Source organism: Desulfogranum aggregans (assembly GCF_055398265.1).
In genome coordinates, this window is sequence record NZ_AP042447.1 from 2,413,670 (window position 1) to 2,429,399 (window position 15,730).

Sequence of the window (15,730 nt, forward strand, 5' to 3'; positions counted from 1 at the left end):
AGTATTCTCTCTACGCTGACAGCGTGCCGCATTAACGATCGTCACATTTCTTGACCCAAAAAGATGAACATACGACTGCATTCACAGACCATGAGATATTTTGTCATAGGGATTATCTTTTTTTGTGTAATCTCCTCCAGCCAGGCAGTCCATGCTGCACAAACCGATCATTCAGCGACCTCCCCCTCCCCCGACGCGGTTGAAACCGATCAGCAAAAGAAATTACCCAAGGATGAGCAGTTTTTTATCGAGATAAAGGCGTTCAAAACCAAACTTGCAGAGATGCGAGAGGAATTACGGGGACTCACCGGTGAGCAACAGTTGGCCCTTGGACTACAAGTGCGTGAGACGGAAACACAGCTCCGGGAGCTGTTTGGAGATGTTCTTCAGTATATTACCGAAGAAAGAAATAAAAATAGCCTCAAGCCTTACATTCTTCCACAAATAAAATCTCTCCTGCAGGAAGAATCTAAAATCATTCAACGCGAGCTAGCCTATATTGAGAAACACATCAAGTCCTTGATGGAGGGCCAGAAAGATCTTGATGCACTGCAGCTTTTTGCCAGAAAGCAAGAAATCGGCAACTATTACAAGATCTATGACGCCTTGCTGAAGGATTTTTACGAAAATGCACAACGACTTGAATCTCTTGAACTCTCTGTCGCAGATGATCTGAGCCTGCTTGATTCCCTTTTAAACCACCGGTCATTGACTGTTTCCAGCGAAATAAAGCTGGTGCTGAATAAATTGGCTGATTTGCGCGAGCAGCATAGAAACGCCATCGAAGGAGACAAGCAGAAAATCAATACAAAAATATTGGCTCTGGAAGAATATAAGGAGGGGCTTACCGATAGCCTGACGGTGCTGGTCAATCTTCTTCAGCAGCGAAAAATCGATGCAACAGAGTACAGTGAGCTATTAATCAAGGCTACCGGCCAGATATCAAGTGAAATCTTTGATAAGCAGGTTGCTTTTTCCCTCTTTTCTCATGCCATAGATGACGGAAAAGTTTGGATCAAGGAAAATGGCCTGAGGCTCTCTCTCAACCTGTTCTTTGTCCTGCTTATTCTCTCTTTTTTTAAGCTGTTGGCGTGGTTGACCAAACGGCTGCTGCAAAAAACATTACGTACGAAAAATTCCAGGATGTCCAACCTTGCCGGTAATTTTCTCGTCTCCATGTCCGGCAAGCTCGTTATGGTACTGGGGGTAATGTTGGCCCTATCGCAGCTGGGATTTAAAATTGGTCCACTTCTCGCAGGCCTTGGTATTGCAGGATTTATTATTGGTTTTGCCCTGCAGGATGTTCTGTCCAATTTTGCATCCGGGGTAATGATTCTCATGTACCGGCCGTTTGATGTGGGGGATATTATCGAGGTCCCAGAAGTGAGCGGCAAGGTCCAGGGGATGAACCTTGTCTCGACCCTTATTTTGACCTTTGACAACCAAAAGCTGGTTGTACCCAACAATAAAATTTGGGGAAACATCATCCGTAACGTCCACTCTGAACGAGTCCGACGGGTGGATCTGGTATTTGGGATTGCCTATGAGGCTGATATTGATCAGGCAGAGCAAATATTCCAGGAAATCTTAGATGACCATGAACTCGTGCTGCAACATCCTGAATCCACTATCAAACTCCATACGCTTGGCGAATCATCGATGGACTTTATTGTCCGGCCATGGACAAAAAGTGAGGACTACTGGACCGTGTATTGGGATATCACCAAAACAGTGAAAAAACGGTTGGATAAAGAGGGCATCTCCATTCCATACCCACAACGGGATGTCCATATTCATAATACAGGCTCTACGTCATAATGCACTGTTCTCTGACCATCCCCGACTATGGACGTTTATACCGCGCTCCCGTACATGACGTGGAGAAGGCCTGGTTCTGTAACCGTATCGATCAGAGGCAGGTTTTAAAGCAATACACAACCCTTGAGACATGAAACCATCTTCTCTAATGAGCAACTGAAGAACCAAGCTGTCCGAGTAGCCATTACCGCCCCCTTACCTTGCTCACGCCTGAAAAAACCGCAGCCTCAGCGCGTTGCTCACTACGGACACGGAGCTCAGTGCCATGGCACCCCCGGCAATCATCGGATTGAGTGACGGTCCGCCGAACAGGGTCAGCAGACCCGCTGCTACCGGAATACCTACTGTATTATAGGCAAAAGCCCAGAACAGATTCTGACGGATATTGCTCATGGTGGCCTTTGACAAAGCCAGCGCGGTGATAACCCCGTCCAGGTTCCCCCGCATGAGCACAATGTCGCCGGACTCAATAGCGATATCGATCCCGGTCCCCATGGCCATACCCACATCGGCCCGGGCAAGGGCAGGAGCGTCATTGATGCCGTCGCCAACCATGGCAACCTGATGACCCCGTTGCTGCAGCTCTTCGATGACATCGGCTTTTTTATCAGGCAGTACGCCGGCGATTACCTCGTCAATACCTGCCTGCGCGGCGACGGCATCCGCCGTGACCTGCTGATCACCGGTCAACATGATGCATCGCAGGCCCATCTTCCGCATGCGGGACAGAGCCGGCACCACCTCTGCCTTCAGGGTGTCCGCCACTGCAAGCAGCGCGGTCAACTGCCTGTTCACCGCCAGATAGAGAACGGTCTTGCCCTGGGAAGAAAGCTGGGCCACGGTCTCTTCGACACCCACGGTATCGATGCCATTGCCCTGAAGAAGCTGGCGGTTACCCAAGAGAATAGCCTCGCTTTCCACGGTTGCGGCTATTCCCTTGCCCTGTATCGCGGTAAATGCCTGCGGCTGCTGCAGTGCCACCCCTTTTTGCCGCGCATGGTTCACCAGGGCCTCGGCCAGGGGATGTTCTGAATGCTGCTCGCCGGAGGCGGCAAGCAAGAGCACCCGCTCTCTTTCCAGCGCATCATCCACTGAAATAATATCGGTCAGGACCGGTGTTCCGTGGGTAAGGGTACCGGTTTTATCAAAGACCACCACATCAGTCTTTTCCGCGCGTTCAAGCACCTCGCCGCTTTTTACCAGTACCCCGAGCTGAGCGCCTCTGCCGGTGCCAACCATAATGGAGGTAGGAGTGGCGAGCCCCATGGCGCAGGGGCAGGCGATAACCATCACGGCAATAAAGAAACGAAGCGCAGTCGAGAACTCCACCTCTCCCAGAAAATACCACCCAAGGCCCGTGGCCAGGGCAACACTCATCACCACCGGGACAAAATAAAGACTGATCCGGTCTGCCATATTGGCGATGGGCGCTTTGGATCCCTGGGCCTCCTGCACCATCCTCACAATCCTGGCCAGCATGGTGTCGTTGCCCACCTGCCGGGCACGGACGTGCAGCAGCCCGTTGCGGTTCAGGGTACCGCCGACGACCGCGTCTCCTTCCTTTTTGGAAACCGGGATCGGCTCGCCGGTGAGCATGGACTCATCGATAACAGAACTGCCAAAGACAACTTCCCCATCCACCGGAATTCGATCGCCGGGGCGTATGAGCAGCAGGTCACCCTCTTCTATCTCTTCGGCGGGAAGATCCCGTTGCTCCAGTTCGCCTTCTGCATCGACCAGCTGGGTCGCCACATCAGGGGTAAGCTGCATCAGTTGTGCTATGGCGTCAGAGGTATGCGACGTGGACCGGCTCTCCATATACTTGCCCACTGAAACCAGGGCAATCAGCACTCCTGCTGATTCGAAATAGAGGTCCATCACCTTTGCTTGCACATCGATACCCAGCATAATTTCCACCATGTTCCAGGTGGAGTAGATAAAGGCCGCACCCGTTCCCACGGCAATAAGCGAGTCCATATTGGGAACGCCGCGAAACAACGCGGGAAAGCCATTGAGGTAGAAGTTACGCCCCAGGAACATGATCCCCACAACAAGAATAAACTGTATAAGCGCAAAATTGACCGGATGGGAATACGGCGAAATACTCTCCGGCAAGGGAATCCCCAGCATCTCTCCCATGGAGAGAAAAAAGAGGGGCAGCGCAAGCAGGATGGCAAGGATAAGTTTTTTCTTCATCGCCGCCAGCCGTGCTGCAGTCTCCTCCCTTTTGCGAGTAAAAAGGTCCTGCTGGGCACTTACCGGGCGGGCCTCAAACCCCAGGTTGCCAATCGCTTCGCGAATTGCGCGTTGGCTGACCACATCGTTGCGAAAATCAACCCATCCGGATGCATCGGCGAGGTTGATATGCACCGCTTCCACCCCCTCCAGTTGGGAGAGCACCTTTTCAATCCTGGTGGAGCAGGCGGCGCAGGACATGCCGCTGATACTGAGATCGAGCCGGGCGAACTCGCTTTCCTCCGGAGCAACCAGCTCAAAGCCCAAGGCCTGTATGCGCTCGGCTATTTCCTCAAAAGTGTGAATGTTCTCATCCCAGACCAGGTCCATGGTCTCGGCAGCCAGGTTGACCGCTGCCCTTTCCACCCCGTCCATATTACCGGCCACCCGCTCAATTCGGCTGGAACAGGCGGCACAGTGCATTCCCTTTACGGTCAGTTGTCGTTCTTGCATACGCTTCTTAAAGTCGCTCCCTCCTGCCGGAGCGGGCTCTTCAGGGTGGTGGACACCACCTGCGGAAAAGCCATTTTGTAATTGTTCATAGCGCTGGAAATCAGTTCCATCCACGATGGTTGATAGCTCTGGTGCTGCAACCACACTCTGGGCGATAACTGATCGGTATCATTATTTTTTAAGCCGCAACTGTTCTCAGGTACTCCAGATTTGCTCAAGCATCATTTCTCGCAGGTGAGCAATCGTTGTGAGCCCCCGATAGCCTGCCTATGCGAAGGATGATGCTTGGCCAAAGAGGAAACGACCGCCAGGAGACTCCGTGGGGTGCCTGTGAGCAGTTACCTTGTTTTTTCTAAAAAAATGAGCATAGATATGCACTGAAACGCGGAACAACTCATTTGTAAACGGAGAAAATAGATGAATACAGTAAAAATCAAGGGCATGAGCTGTCAACACTGTGTAGCCTCGGTAAAAAAAGCCCTGGAGGCTCTTCCCGGTGTAAGCAACGTAACGGTTGACCTGGACAACAACCAGGCCACCTTTGAAGGAAACCCTGATGCCGTGGCAGTCGAAAAAGCAATCACCAGCATCGGCTTTGAAGTAATACGCTGAGGGGCATCCCTCTGTACTGATCCTGCCGGATGGAGCACCATGAAAAGCGAAAAAAAATTTGACCCAGGCAAGCTGCACAAACTCAACAACCCGCAGCGATTAAAGGATATCCCGGTGGAGCACATCCTTGAACAGGCAGAGCTGGAGCAAAAGGAGGTGTTTGTTGAAATAGGCGCGGGAACAGCTTTCTTCAGTATTGCCTTCCTAGAGCAGGCCGCACCGACAACCCTCTATGCGTGCGACATTTCAGCCCCCATGCTGGATTGGGTAAGGGAGAATGTCGTCCCCCGGTACCCTGCGATATACCCGGTACGCAACGAGGAGGTTACGATCCCCCTCGGTGATGCCATTGCAGACCTTGTATTCATGATCCACCTGCACCACGAGCTGGATAATCCGCAACGCATACTCGAAGAAGCATACAGGCTGCTGAGAAAAGGTGGCAAGGTTTTGGTCATAGACTGGAAAAAAGAAGAGATGACCGAAGGCCCGCCTGTCCACATTCGATGCCAGCCGCAAGAGGTTGAAAGGCAGATGAAGAGGGCCAACTTCCAGCAGATACGACACTCCAGCGAGCTTGCGAAACACTTCTTTGTGATTGCACAGAAATAGGTTCTGCTCTACCGACAATAGCGGTGGAGCGGGCAAGGCAACTTCCGGTCTGGGGCGAACACACGCTGTCCATCCTTTTCCATGCCACCCTGTGGGCACTTAATTCCCCCTTGCAACTACAGCACCATCGTGGGCTCAGTGCCCGCAACCGCAACCGTGGTTATGGTCATGGTGCCTCGGTGCAACCCGCTCTTCCCCGGATTTTTGAAAAAACCGCGCATACTGTTTCAGTATCCAGGGTTTGGCAATCAGCAGCAGCAACACAACGGCTGCAACAGTGTGCACCCACCCGTGGACATCTGTATGTTCCTGGTGCACCCACCCGGCTACGCTCAACCCCATTCCAAAATAGAGCCAATTGACCGCTACCCCCAAAAATAGAGAGCAGACAACGATCGAGGCCACATAGATAACCGCGGTCTTCCTCCCGAGGAGACGGGCAACCACGGTGATGGTTGCCATATTGGTTGCAGGCCCGGCCAGCAGAAATACCAGGGCTGCGCCAGGCGAAAGCCCCTTGAGCGCAAGGGCTGCCGCAATAGGGGTTGATGCGGTAGCGCAGACATAGAGTGGTGTTGCCAGGGCAATCATAACCAGCATGGAAAACAGCCCGTTCCCCAGGTAGTCATGAATAAACTCCGGGGAAACGAACACGGTGATCAATGCGGCAAGCACAATCCCAATGAGCAACCAGCCACCGATTTCGTTAAGCAGATTGCCAAAAGAAAATTGCATCCCTGTGCGCAGCTTACTCCATGCATTGTGCAACCGTGAAGATGCACCTGCGGGGAAGGCTTTTACGCCGTCCGGGTAATGCTGATGATGGCTTGGCACCTGGGCCATGGGGAGCACCGTCCCTGGCCCGAGAGTGGCTCCTAGCTGCTCATTCCCTGCAGGCTCCCTATCAAACATATTGACCAGCAATCCGGTCACCGAGGCAGTAAAAAAAGCGGCCAGCGGCCTGGCTGCGGTCATGATCGGGTCAAGCAGGGCATAGGTGACGGCTATGGAGTCCACCCCGGTTTCGGGGGTGGAAATCATAAAGGAGGTCACCGCCCCTTTACTGGCTTTCTGTTGCCGCAGACCTGCGGCAGCGGGGATTACCCCGCAGCTTCACAAGGGAATGGGTATCCCAAAAAGCGAAGCTTTAAAAACTCCGGCTTTTTTTCTTCCCCCAAGATGACGTTCTATAAAATGAGTGGGAATAAATCCCCTCAACAGCCCGGCGACAAAAAAGCCAAACAGGACAAAAACCGAGGATGCCAACAGGATGTCCCACGCGGCAGCCACAATATGTACCAATCCGGTACTCACACTCTGTATCATTGCTTCTGATCCACTCTTTCCAAATACGGTCCACCATGCCATGCTGGTTGGCCCATACCGCCCTCATCCGTGCAGCCGGCCAGACAGCAACGACACTCTTCACGGACAATGGCCCTGGATATGTTCCAGTCCATCACGGAGGAGCTCACGCACGTGGTCATCATCAAGGGAGTAGTATGCATGCTTCCCCTCTTTTCTGGACTTCACCACTTTTGCAGCACGCAGCACACGCAGCTGGTGGGAGACCGCCGGTTGACTCATATTGACAATATCCACCAGGTCACAGACACACAGTTCTCGTATATACAGTGCCGACAGGATTTTGAGACGGCTGACCTCGCCAAATACCTTGAAAAAATAAGCCAAGTCCTGCAGCGTTTCGTCCTGGGGCAACTGATCCCGTATTTCACTGCAATCCTTCGGTCTGCTGCATTCGATACCTGTCATGCTCTCACCATATGTTTAATATATGCACATACGTTCATATGTACTCGTTTTTTTCCCTTCCGGCCATTTTTTAATTCCCCTGCATCAACGCACACAGCCGCCCGAGAGAAAAAGGTGCAAGCCCTGGATAGCCAGGCATCCTGGTACTGCTCGCGATAATCCCCTGCTCAAAATCAATACAATGTGAAAAGGGATACTGTTTTCCCCTCCTTTCCTTCGATGATTACTTTTCAAAAATAATTCACCACTTCACTCTTGATTGGTGCTGCAGAAGCCATTACTTAATGGGGGTGCAGCAACTTTCACCAGCCATTAATCTGTTTGTTGTGAACTGCAGTATTGTGCTGCACCTGGCTACATCACTAAAACTTTACTCCAAGGCCCAAGGGCTGCACCGGGAAAGGTGAGACATGATGAATTTGCTTGATGGCGTCAAATCAGCAGATATCAAAATGAGCAAAGAAGTGCGTTCACTTGGTGAAACCGTCCAAGACACCAGCTTGTCACACCTGGAGCGTCTTGAGAGCTTCGAGGATATTATCAGTCTGGAGGTGGGCGACACTTCTCTCACCCGGGCAAGAAACCTGGAAAGAGAGCTCGATCTTCGACAGCTGTTCATCAAGTACGAAGGAGAAAATCCCTCTGGAACCCAGAAGGACAGAATTGCTTTTGCCCAGGTACACGACGCATTCAGAAGAACATTTGATACCGTGACCTTGGCAACATGCGGGAATTACGGTGTGGCTATTGCCTATGCGACCTATTTGGCGGGCTTAACCTGCAGGATTTATATACCTGAAAGCTACCACACCGAAAGAATCGGAGAAATGGAGCGTTTCAATGCCATCATTGTTCGCTTGCCCGGCTCCTATGAAGATACAGTACTGGCGTCGAGCAGGATAGCTGCTGAAAATGGATGGTACGATGCCAACCCCGGAGGCGCCAACACAGCGCTGCAGATGTCAGCCTATTCTTCCATCGCTTACGAAATCTATGACCAGTTGCGAGATGCCCCCAAGTACCTAGCCGCTCCAGTGTCGAACGGCACCCTTCTGGCCGGAGTGTACCGGGGGTTCGTCAGCCTGTTCAAGCGCGGAAAAACATCACGAATACCGATTTTCATTGCTGGTTCTGCTGCCTTCAAGAACCCAATTATCGCATCGTTTAAAGCCGGTCTCCTGGAGTGCAAGGACATCGATCCCGGCAGGGTCAAAGAAACGGCCGTTAATGAACCATTGATCAACTGGCATAGTTTTGATGGCAACGAAGCACTGCATGCCCTCAGGCAGACAGAAGGGGAAGCACGAAACATAAGCGATAAAAAAATGAGAGAAATGAGCACTTTCCTTCACAGGAAGGAAGGTTACAGAATCCTGCCCGCTTCAACAGCCGGGCTCATAGCCATGCTGGAAAAGCATCGCCAGGAATACTTCATAAACGACAGGTATGTCGCAATCCTTACAGGCAGATATTAACAATGAAAGAATCAATTGATGGTAAGGCACTTGTTTATGCTGATGGAGCGTTTAACACTCCCAACGGAAAAACGGCCCATGGCCTTGTGCGATTTACTGAGCGGTATGAGGTTGTTGGCGTCATCGATCATGTGTTTGCAGGCCAGGACGCCGGTGAAGTACTCGACGGAAGAAAAAACGGCATACCGCTTTTTGCCGATCTCTCCTCTGCGGTGTCAGCGCTCAATCTTGACACGAAAAAATCCACCCTCGTCGTCGGCCTTGCCCCAGACGGAGGCCGCTTGCCAGGCAGTGCAAAACAAACACTGGTAAAGGCCCTGGAACTCGGGATGAATATTGACAGCGGTTTGCATGATTTTCTCTCCAAAGATGAACACTTTATGGCCATTGCCGATAAACACGGATGCAGAGTTCGCGACATCCGCAAGACCCCGGACAGAGAGCAGCTCCACTTCTTTACCGGAAAGATTGAAGAGGTGAATTGCCTGAAAATTGCAGTTCTGGGAACAGATTCTGCCATAGGCAAGAGAACCACGGCCTGGATAATCGTCCATGCCCTGCGCAAAGAGGGGATCAAGGCGGAAATGGTAGGCACTGGTCAGACTGCGTGGATGCAGGGCGCCAAATACTCTATGATAATGGACAGTTGCATCAATGATTTTGTTTCTGGAGAAATAGAACATGCCGTACATGAGGCGTGGAAGAATGCATCGCCTGATGTCATTCTCATTGAAGGCCAAGGGAGCCTGATGAACCCAGCCTATCCTGGTGGCTTCGAAATCCTCGCTGCCGGCAGGCCGGATTTCATCATTCTTCAACATGCGCCAACACGAAAGGAGTATGATGGCTTCCCGGGATACAGACTGCACTCTCTCCCCGAACAGATCAAGGCGCTCGAGACCATTTGTGACAAACGGGTGAAAGCCATAACCGTCAACCATGAGCTCATGAACAACGACGAAATACAACCAGCATGCGACAGCATTACCGCAGAGACAGGGCTCCTTGCCGTGGATGTGCTCCATTCAGGGGCGGAAAGCATTGTCAAGTTAATCAAGGACGCTCTCCGATGACGATGCTCGACGCCTACCTCGTCTTGAGGAAACTCACTGTTTGCAATATTCGTGTTGAACCCAAAAAGATTCGGGCAGAGTATGTTGTCGAACAATTCTCCGGCAACAAAGCACAGTACGAGCTGATCTATTCCTACAGCAGGCCCTACTTTCATCATCAATGCCCTGAAGATGTAAATCTCGCCTCGATGATGGCTGTTCAAGTTGCCCTCAACTATGGCCTTTTCTGCCAGTCCATAGAGTTCGACGGCCTCTTTGACACGACCGACAAAGCGTTTTTGAAAAAAATGCTGGAGAATACCTCTCGGGAAATCTTGACCAACAAGCTGCTCATTGACAATGAATTCATCCTGCCCGACTACAAGCCACTCTCCGTTCCGCAACAGAAAGTGTATACCCAGGCGAAGCTAGTGTTCAGCAACACACGATTTTCTCACCTTACGCTGACAAAAGAAAATGTGCAGCCAGACAAGGACAGCTATGCAATCCTGAGCAGTGGGGGCAAGGACAGCCTGCTGACCTATGGAATCATCAAAGAGTTCGGCAAACCGCACCCGATATTTATCAACGAAGCAGGCAGGCACTGGTTTACCGCCTTCAACAGCTACAAATATTTTTCAGCAAACGAACCCAATACGGAAAAACCATGGTGCAACAGCGACCGTGTTTTTAACTGGATGCTCAAGCAACTCCCTTTTATCCGCAAAGACTATGCCTCAATCCGGGCGGACATATACCCTGTCAGGCTTTGGACCGTTGCAGTTTTTCTTTTTGGCACCTTGCCCATCGTTCGAAAAAGAAATATTGGCAACATCCTCATTGGCAACGAATATGACACAACGATTCGGGAAAAAAAGGACGGAATAGCCAATTTCGCGGGCCTCTTTGACCAGAGTACATACTTTGACGCGGCTTTGACCCAATACTTCAAAGCGAAAGGCTGGGCGATCAAACAGTTCTCATTATTGAGGTCGATGTCCGAGTTATTGATTATGAAAATGCTCTCCAACAGGTATCCGGAATTACAGGTCAATCAAGTCTCCTGCCATGCCGCCCGCAAGGAAGGGGAAAAAATGCGTCCGTGCGGCAAATGCGAAAAATGCAGAAGAATTATAGGAATGCTCATGGCACTTGATGGCGATCCCAGAAAATGCGGGTATACCGACGAACAGATACAAGACGGACTCACCGCGCTTGAAAAAAAATCAGTAAAACAGATTGGCAGTGATGCATCGCATCTCTATTACCTGCTCACGGAAAAAGGCTTGATCAACAGGACGCCGCATACAGAAAAACTCGCTTGCCGACACTCGGAAATAACCAAGCTGCGCTTCGATGCAGAGCGAAGTAATCTTGCAGATCTTCCAGAAGCTGTCCGAGAGCCATTGTTTTCCAGGCTGCAACTCTACGCTGATGGTGCGGTCAAACGAGTGGGCCGTCAATGGCAGGAAATAGTCATTGATCAGGATTTTCTTTTCAACATTCCCTATAAAGGATGACAAGTGCAGCAAAAAAAGAGAGCGCCCGAATATATGTGGGAAACCTGCTCATGGCCAGAGCTTGCAGAACGGTTGAAAATCGTTGATACCGCCATTTTACCCTGTGGGGCAATAGAGCAGCATGGTCCGCACCTGCCCGTGGATTTGGATTATTTTGACGCCGCCTACATGGCCAGGAAAGTGGCGGAAGGCTGCAACGATCCCAAGCCATTTGTTTTGCCGCCACTCCCCTATGGGGTTTCCTACCACCACAGTGATTTCAAGGGAACAATAAGCGTGACCAACACCGCCCTGTCAGCGCTTGTCTACGACATTGGCATGAGCCTGGCGCACAACGGTATTAAAAAGCTCGTTATCTTGAATGGTCATGGCGACAATGCCCCAACGCTCAACTACGCAGCCCAGATGATCAATCGCGATGCCAGAATTTTTGTCTGTGTCGAAACAGGAGAAACCAGCGATGTGGACATCTATAGGCTCTCAACCACCCAGAACGACATTCACGCCGGTGAAATTGAAACCAGCACTTCCCTGGCGATACGCCCTCATCTGGTCGATATGAAAAAAGCCGTTGACCACACCCTTGACCTGGATAATGAGTACCTTGACTTCACCTCGGACCGTGGCGTCTCCTGGTTTGTCCACACCAAAAGGCTGTCTGATTCAGGGGTAATGGGCAATCCCACAAGGGCATCTGCAGAAAAGGGACAGAAAATATGGGATATTATGATTTCCAAGATGATTGAGTTCGTGGAAACCATCAAAAACACCCCATCGGACAAACTCTACCAGAACAGGTATTAAGTTGAAAATTGCCGAAATAACCTGTTGCAGGCTCGACATGGACCTGGCAACACCCTATACAATCGCTTACGAAACAGTGAACCATGCATCCAACGTGATCCTCAAGCTGGTCACTGATACGGGCCTCGTCGGCTGGGGATGCGCAGCGCCCGACCAGGTTGTCACAGGCGAGAGCCCGGAAAAGGTGCTCACCCATGTGGATGGCACTGTCCGCGACATGCTGATTGGTCTCAACCCTTTTCAGATAGCCCGCATTACCCATGACCTGAAATGCAGCTTGCCGTCAAAATCCTCGTCCACCATCGCCATGGTTGATATGGCACTGTTTGACCTGATGGCACGCAAGGCTGACCTCCCTCTCTACCGTTTGCTTGGCGGGTATCGAGATTCGATCCCTACCAGCATCACCATCGGCATTGTTCCCCTGGAAGAAACGCTTACTATTGCCGGTAGACACCTGCACAACGGATTCACCATTCTCAAACTCAAAGGCGGTCATTCCCTTGAGGAAGATATTGAAAAAGTATTGAAGCTCAGGGAGCAGTTCGGCAAAGATTTTTTCCTGCGTTTTGATGCAAACCAAGGATACGATTTCACTCAGGCTATTCGCTTTATGAAAGAGGTCGAGGGTGCCGATATTGAAATTGTTGAACAACCCACCGCTCAAAACCAGGATGAAAGCCTGGGCAGGGTCACGCAGGCCGTGGAGGTTCCAGTCATGGCTGATGAAAGCATCAAGACCCTTGCAGATGCCTTTCGCCTGGCTGCAAATGACCGTATCGATATGATCAATATCAAACTGATGAAAATGGGCGGCATTTTTGAGTCCCTCCATATTAACTCGGTCGCCAAAGCGGCTGGTTTGGAGGTCATGGTGGGATGTCTCGATGAATCTGCTCTTGGAATTTCCGCCGGCATGCACTTTGCGCTCAGCAGAGCAAATATTGAGTATGCCGACCTCGACGGACACCTCGACCTTGTCAATGATCCCTTTCAAGGGTTATTTGATCTACACGATGGTATCCTGTATCCAACAGCTGCACCTGGACTCGGCGCCATAGGGGAACATATCGAGAAATCCCTGAATCCGTGAGCGTCTAACAATATTTGCAGATGCAAGGCAGCAAAGTAATTGGTGCGGCTGCACTTCCGCTGCCATCAACTTCTCGCGCTTTGTGTGGTCTCCTCCCTAGTCCCGACACTAGAGTTGTGTCACTGGTGTTCATCAACCAGCGCCATAATCCTGCGGCCATATTCCATTTTCAGCTGATCAAGGTAGTCTTTATCGATCGGACCTTTCCACGTGATTACCTCGTAGAAACGTTTGGGTATTTCGATTTCCCCAGGATTATAGCCTGTAGCTATCCTCGTTTTCCAACGTAACGTCCTGATATACTCCGAAACTGAGGGCATAGTCGATGCGAGCTCATCATACCCGATTGATTCCAGACAGTTACCGAGCTGCTCATCCCTGTAAATCGATCGAGAGAAAAGACAGCCAACCATTGAAGTCAAAAAAGACCTGCCAGGCTCATCCTCCATGAGAAAGCGAACACCGGCGTCCACATTTTTGTGGCTGTTTTTCTGGTCCCATGAGTATGCACCGGTATCCAGGTGAGAATGCCTGAAAGCCAAGGCCTGAGACGCAAAATACAATTCTCCAGTGGCATAGCCTGCCATCTCCTGCCCTAATACACAGGCAAAATCTTCGCCACCATACGCTGAAGCGGCCTTCAGCGTACCCTGCCCCAATGCCTGATAAAACGGATTTGTTCCATGACAAAGATGATGCGCAGCTGCCTTATAGGTATCAGCATCTCCAAAACGCAATGGTACCAGCGTCTCCTGCTGACTTATCATACGACGCTCAGTTGCCTCTGTTGCCCAGGCGAGTGCGACCCCGCCAGACATGACATCAATACCACCACTCTCCATGACATCAAGGATGCGAAGAATATCAAAGGTATTCTTTACCCCCAGCATTGCTCCGGCAGCAAATATCGGCTCATAATCATAGGGGACCTGATGATAATGGTATCGAGGCTGCTCTTTCATTTTCTCTCGAATAAACCCTATATGGATACACCCAATAGGGCAACCTGCGCATGCGCTGTTTCTCAGCAATGTTTCATCTGCAAAGGAGTCACCGTTTATGCTGTTCGCCTCAGGATCATAAGTTTTTTTAAGGTTATACCAGGGCAGCGAATGGATATCATTGAGCGGCTGCACATTCCCTGCTGTGCCGAGGCCAAAATACTTATGCATCATTTCGGTTGCTGTTACTTGTTGATACACCTCCTTGTAAACCGCGGGATACGCTTTCCCGGGTGGCGCAGGGAAATTACCATCGCCGAGCAGAAAAATACCTTTAAGATTTTTTTGACCCATGAGTGCGCCGCCACCCATCCTGCCAAAATGGCGGTAGGTATCAACATTGATGCATGCCATCGAGGAACCGATTTCTCCTGCCGGCCCTATGCGGAGAATTGAGCGGTGACCAGTACCCTGCTTGAACATCTTGCGCATGAACTTCCCTGTGGTATCGGTGTCCTTACCACGCATAAACTCAACATCTCGCACCTGCAGGTGCTGAGAGCCGATGCTCAAACAACTCAGGCGCTCTGCCTTGCCAACTATCACCAATGCATCGAGGTTACAGAAGAACAATGCAAAAGCAGCTCTGCCGCCTCCATGACTTTCGGTATACTGATTGTGATAAGACGACTTAAAGGCGCAAACAGTTTTACTCATTAAAGGAAAAAATCCCGTCAGCGGACCGATGGTGAAAATAAGCGGTTGTGCGGGGTCATCCCAGTTCAACGCGGGGTAGCCGTAGGTTGAATACAGTAGTGCTGCCAAACCACTTCCACCGGCAACCTGGTTTCTCCCATCGGTTTCAACAATTTTGCCACGGCCTGTATGAAGATCAACGATGAGCACTCGGAAATATTCTCTTATCATCTTATATCTCGCGTAGTTCCAAACAATTTTGAGGACAGAACGCTACACACCTTCCGCAATGAATACAGACAAAAACCTCTTGCTCCTGGTTGTGGTAAATAGCATCAACAGGACAAGCATTCACGCAAGCCCCACACTTGATGCACAACTTTTTCTTCACCACAACCCCTCCACCTTTTCGCTGGCTGTAGGCCTGGGTTGGACAGACCTCAGCACATGGAGCCGGTTCGCAGGCCACACATATATCGGCAACAAAACCAGTAGAAAGGCCGCCTGAAGAATGAATACGTATCCCAGCTGTATGCCAAGATATGTTACCATGAATCAATCGTGCACAGGCCAGAGAGCAGGAATGGCAGCCAATGCATTGATCTATCCGCGGAGCAATCAATTTTTTCATTACCGCACCTCCTGA

The 15,730-nt window shown here is 50.8% G+C and carries 13 protein-coding genes; 8 read left to right on the forward strand and 5 right to left on the reverse strand.

The genetic code is table 11. The features are described 5' to 3' along the window. Positions 1–90: 90 nt before the first annotated feature. Positions 91–1,818 carry a mechanosensitive ion channel family protein gene (locus tag ACZ52Z_RS10735; protein ID WP_464266787.1) on the forward strand — a complete coding sequence of 576 codons (1,728 nt, stop codon included), beginning with the start codon at positions 91–93 and terminating at the stop codon, positions 1,816–1,818. Positions 1,819–2,022: 204 nt separating this feature from the next. Here the strand turns inward: ACZ52Z_RS10735 and ACZ52Z_RS10740 are convergent, their stop codons facing one another. Further along, the gene (locus ACZ52Z_RS10740) at positions 2,023–4,506 is read right to left on the reverse strand and encodes a heavy metal translocating P-type ATPase (protein WP_464266788.1); all 2,484 of its coding nucleotides are present in this window, start codon (positions 4,504–4,506) and stop codon (positions 2,023–2,025) included. Positions 4,507–4,923: 417 nt separating this feature from the next. On the opposite strand from ACZ52Z_RS10740, the gene ACZ52Z_RS10745 reads away from it, so the two are divergent. After that, positions 4,924–5,118 carry a heavy-metal-associated domain-containing protein gene (locus tag ACZ52Z_RS10745; protein ID WP_464266789.1) on the forward strand — a complete coding sequence of 65 codons (195 nt, stop codon included), beginning with the start codon at positions 4,924–4,926 and terminating at the stop codon, positions 5,116–5,118. Positions 5,119–5,157: 39 nt separating this feature from the next. Beyond that, positions 5,158–5,730, forward strand: a complete 573-nt coding sequence (locus ACZ52Z_RS10750) for a class I SAM-dependent methyltransferase (RefSeq protein WP_464266790.1) — start codon at positions 5,158–5,160, stop codon at positions 5,728–5,730. Between the two features lie 135 nt (positions 5,731–5,865). On the opposite strand, the gene ACZ52Z_RS10755 is transcribed toward ACZ52Z_RS10750, so the two are convergent. After that, positions 5,866–7,056 carry an SO_0444 family Cu/Zn efflux transporter gene (locus ACZ52Z_RS10755; protein WP_464266791.1) on the reverse strand — a complete coding sequence of 397 codons (1,191 nt, stop codon included), beginning with the start codon at positions 7,054–7,056 and terminating at the stop codon, positions 5,866–5,868. Between the two features lie 99 nt (positions 7,057–7,155). After that, positions 7,156–7,503, reverse strand: coding sequence for an ArsR/SmtB family transcription factor (locus tag ACZ52Z_RS10760; RefSeq protein WP_464266792.1), 348 nt, complete (start codon positions 7,501–7,503; stop codon positions 7,156–7,158). Positions 7,504–7,913: 410 nt separating this feature from the next. On the opposite strand from ACZ52Z_RS10760, the gene ACZ52Z_RS10765 reads away from it, so the two are divergent. The 5 genes from ACZ52Z_RS10765 to ACZ52Z_RS10785 are packed head-to-tail and all read left to right on the forward strand — an operon-like array spanning position 7,914 to position 13,447. After that, the gene (locus tag ACZ52Z_RS10765; RefSeq protein ID WP_464266793.1) at positions 7,914–8,978 is read left to right on the forward strand and encodes a pyridoxal-phosphate dependent enzyme; all 1,065 of its coding nucleotides are present in this window, start codon (positions 7,914–7,916) and stop codon (positions 8,976–8,978) included. A 2-nt stretch (positions 8,979–8,980) separates the two neighbouring features. After that, positions 8,981–10,051: a DUF1611 domain-containing protein gene (locus ACZ52Z_RS10770; protein WP_464266794.1), complete on the forward strand. Its 1,071-nt coding sequence runs from the start codon at positions 8,981–8,983 to the stop codon at positions 10,049–10,051. Further along, entirely contained in the window at positions 10,048–11,550 is a 1,503-nt protein-coding gene (locus tag ACZ52Z_RS10775; RefSeq protein WP_464266795.1) for a hypothetical protein, read from the forward strand. The genes ACZ52Z_RS10770 and ACZ52Z_RS10775 overlap by 4 nt, the downstream gene beginning before the upstream one ends. A 3-nt stretch (positions 11,551–11,553) precedes the next feature. Further along, on the forward strand, positions 11,554–12,354 hold the full coding sequence (locus tag ACZ52Z_RS10780; RefSeq protein WP_464266796.1) for a creatininase family protein: 801 nt from the start codon (positions 11,554–11,556) through the stop codon (positions 12,352–12,354). 37 nt (positions 12,355–12,391) lie between these two features. Next, entirely contained in the window at positions 12,392–13,447 is a 1,056-nt protein-coding gene (locus ACZ52Z_RS10785) for a mandelate racemase/muconate lactonizing enzyme family protein (RefSeq protein WP_464266797.1), read from the forward strand. 119 nt (positions 13,448–13,566) lie between these two features. Here ACZ52Z_RS10785 and ACZ52Z_RS10790 read toward each other — a convergent pair whose 3' ends face one another. Together ACZ52Z_RS10790 and ACZ52Z_RS10795 are read right to left on the reverse strand one after the other, a co-directional pair. Further along, the gene (locus ACZ52Z_RS10790; RefSeq protein ID WP_464266798.1) at positions 13,567–15,315 is read right to left on the reverse strand and encodes an aldehyde ferredoxin oxidoreductase N-terminal domain-containing protein; all 1,749 of its coding nucleotides are present in this window, start codon (positions 15,313–15,315) and stop codon (positions 13,567–13,569) included. Between the two features lies 1 nt (position 15,316). Then, positions 15,317–15,715: a 4Fe-4S binding protein gene (locus tag ACZ52Z_RS10795; RefSeq protein WP_464266799.1), complete on the reverse strand. Its 399-nt coding sequence runs from the start codon at positions 15,713–15,715 to the stop codon at positions 15,317–15,319. Between the last annotated feature and the right edge of the window lie 15 nt (positions 15,716–15,730).

Excerpts from the sequence above, each read along its gene's own strand:
- ACZ52Z_RS10735 (WP_464266787.1), top strand. The coding sequence starts at position 91 with ATGAGATATTTTGTCATAGGGATTATCTTTTTTTGTGTAATCTCCTCC.
- ACZ52Z_RS10740 (WP_464266788.1), bottom strand. The coding sequence starts at position 4,506 with ATGCAAGAACGACAACTGACCGTAAAGGGAATGCACTGTGCCGCCTGT.
- ACZ52Z_RS10745 (WP_464266789.1), top strand. The coding sequence starts at position 4,924 with ATGAATACAGTAAAAATCAAGGGCATGAGCTGTCAACACTGTGTAGCC.
- ACZ52Z_RS10750 (WP_464266790.1), top strand. The coding sequence starts at position 5,158 with ATGAAAAGCGAAAAAAAATTTGACCCAGGCAAGCTGCACAAACTCAAC.
- ACZ52Z_RS10760 (WP_464266792.1), bottom strand. The coding sequence starts at position 7,503 with ATGACAGGTATCGAATGCAGCAGACCGAAGGATTGCAGTGAAATACGG.
- ACZ52Z_RS10765 (WP_464266793.1), top strand. The coding sequence starts at position 7,914 with ATGATGAATTTGCTTGATGGCGTCAAATCAGCAGATATCAAAATGAGC.
- ACZ52Z_RS10770 (WP_464266794.1), top strand. The coding sequence starts at position 8,981 with ATGAAAGAATCAATTGATGGTAAGGCACTTGTTTATGCTGATGGAGCG.
- ACZ52Z_RS10775 (WP_464266795.1), top strand. The coding sequence starts at position 10,048 with ATGACGATGCTCGACGCCTACCTCGTCTTGAGGAAACTCACTGTTTGC.
- ACZ52Z_RS10785 (WP_464266797.1), top strand. The coding sequence starts at position 12,392 with ATGGACCTGGCAACACCCTATACAATCGCTTACGAAACAGTGAACCAT.
- ACZ52Z_RS10790 (WP_464266798.1), bottom strand. The coding sequence starts at position 15,315 with ATGATAAGAGAATATTTCCGAGTGCTCATCGTTGATCTTCATACAGGC.
- ACZ52Z_RS10795 (WP_464266799.1), bottom strand. The coding sequence starts at position 15,715 with ATGAAAAAATTGATTGCTCCGCGGATAGATCAATGCATTGGCTGCCAT.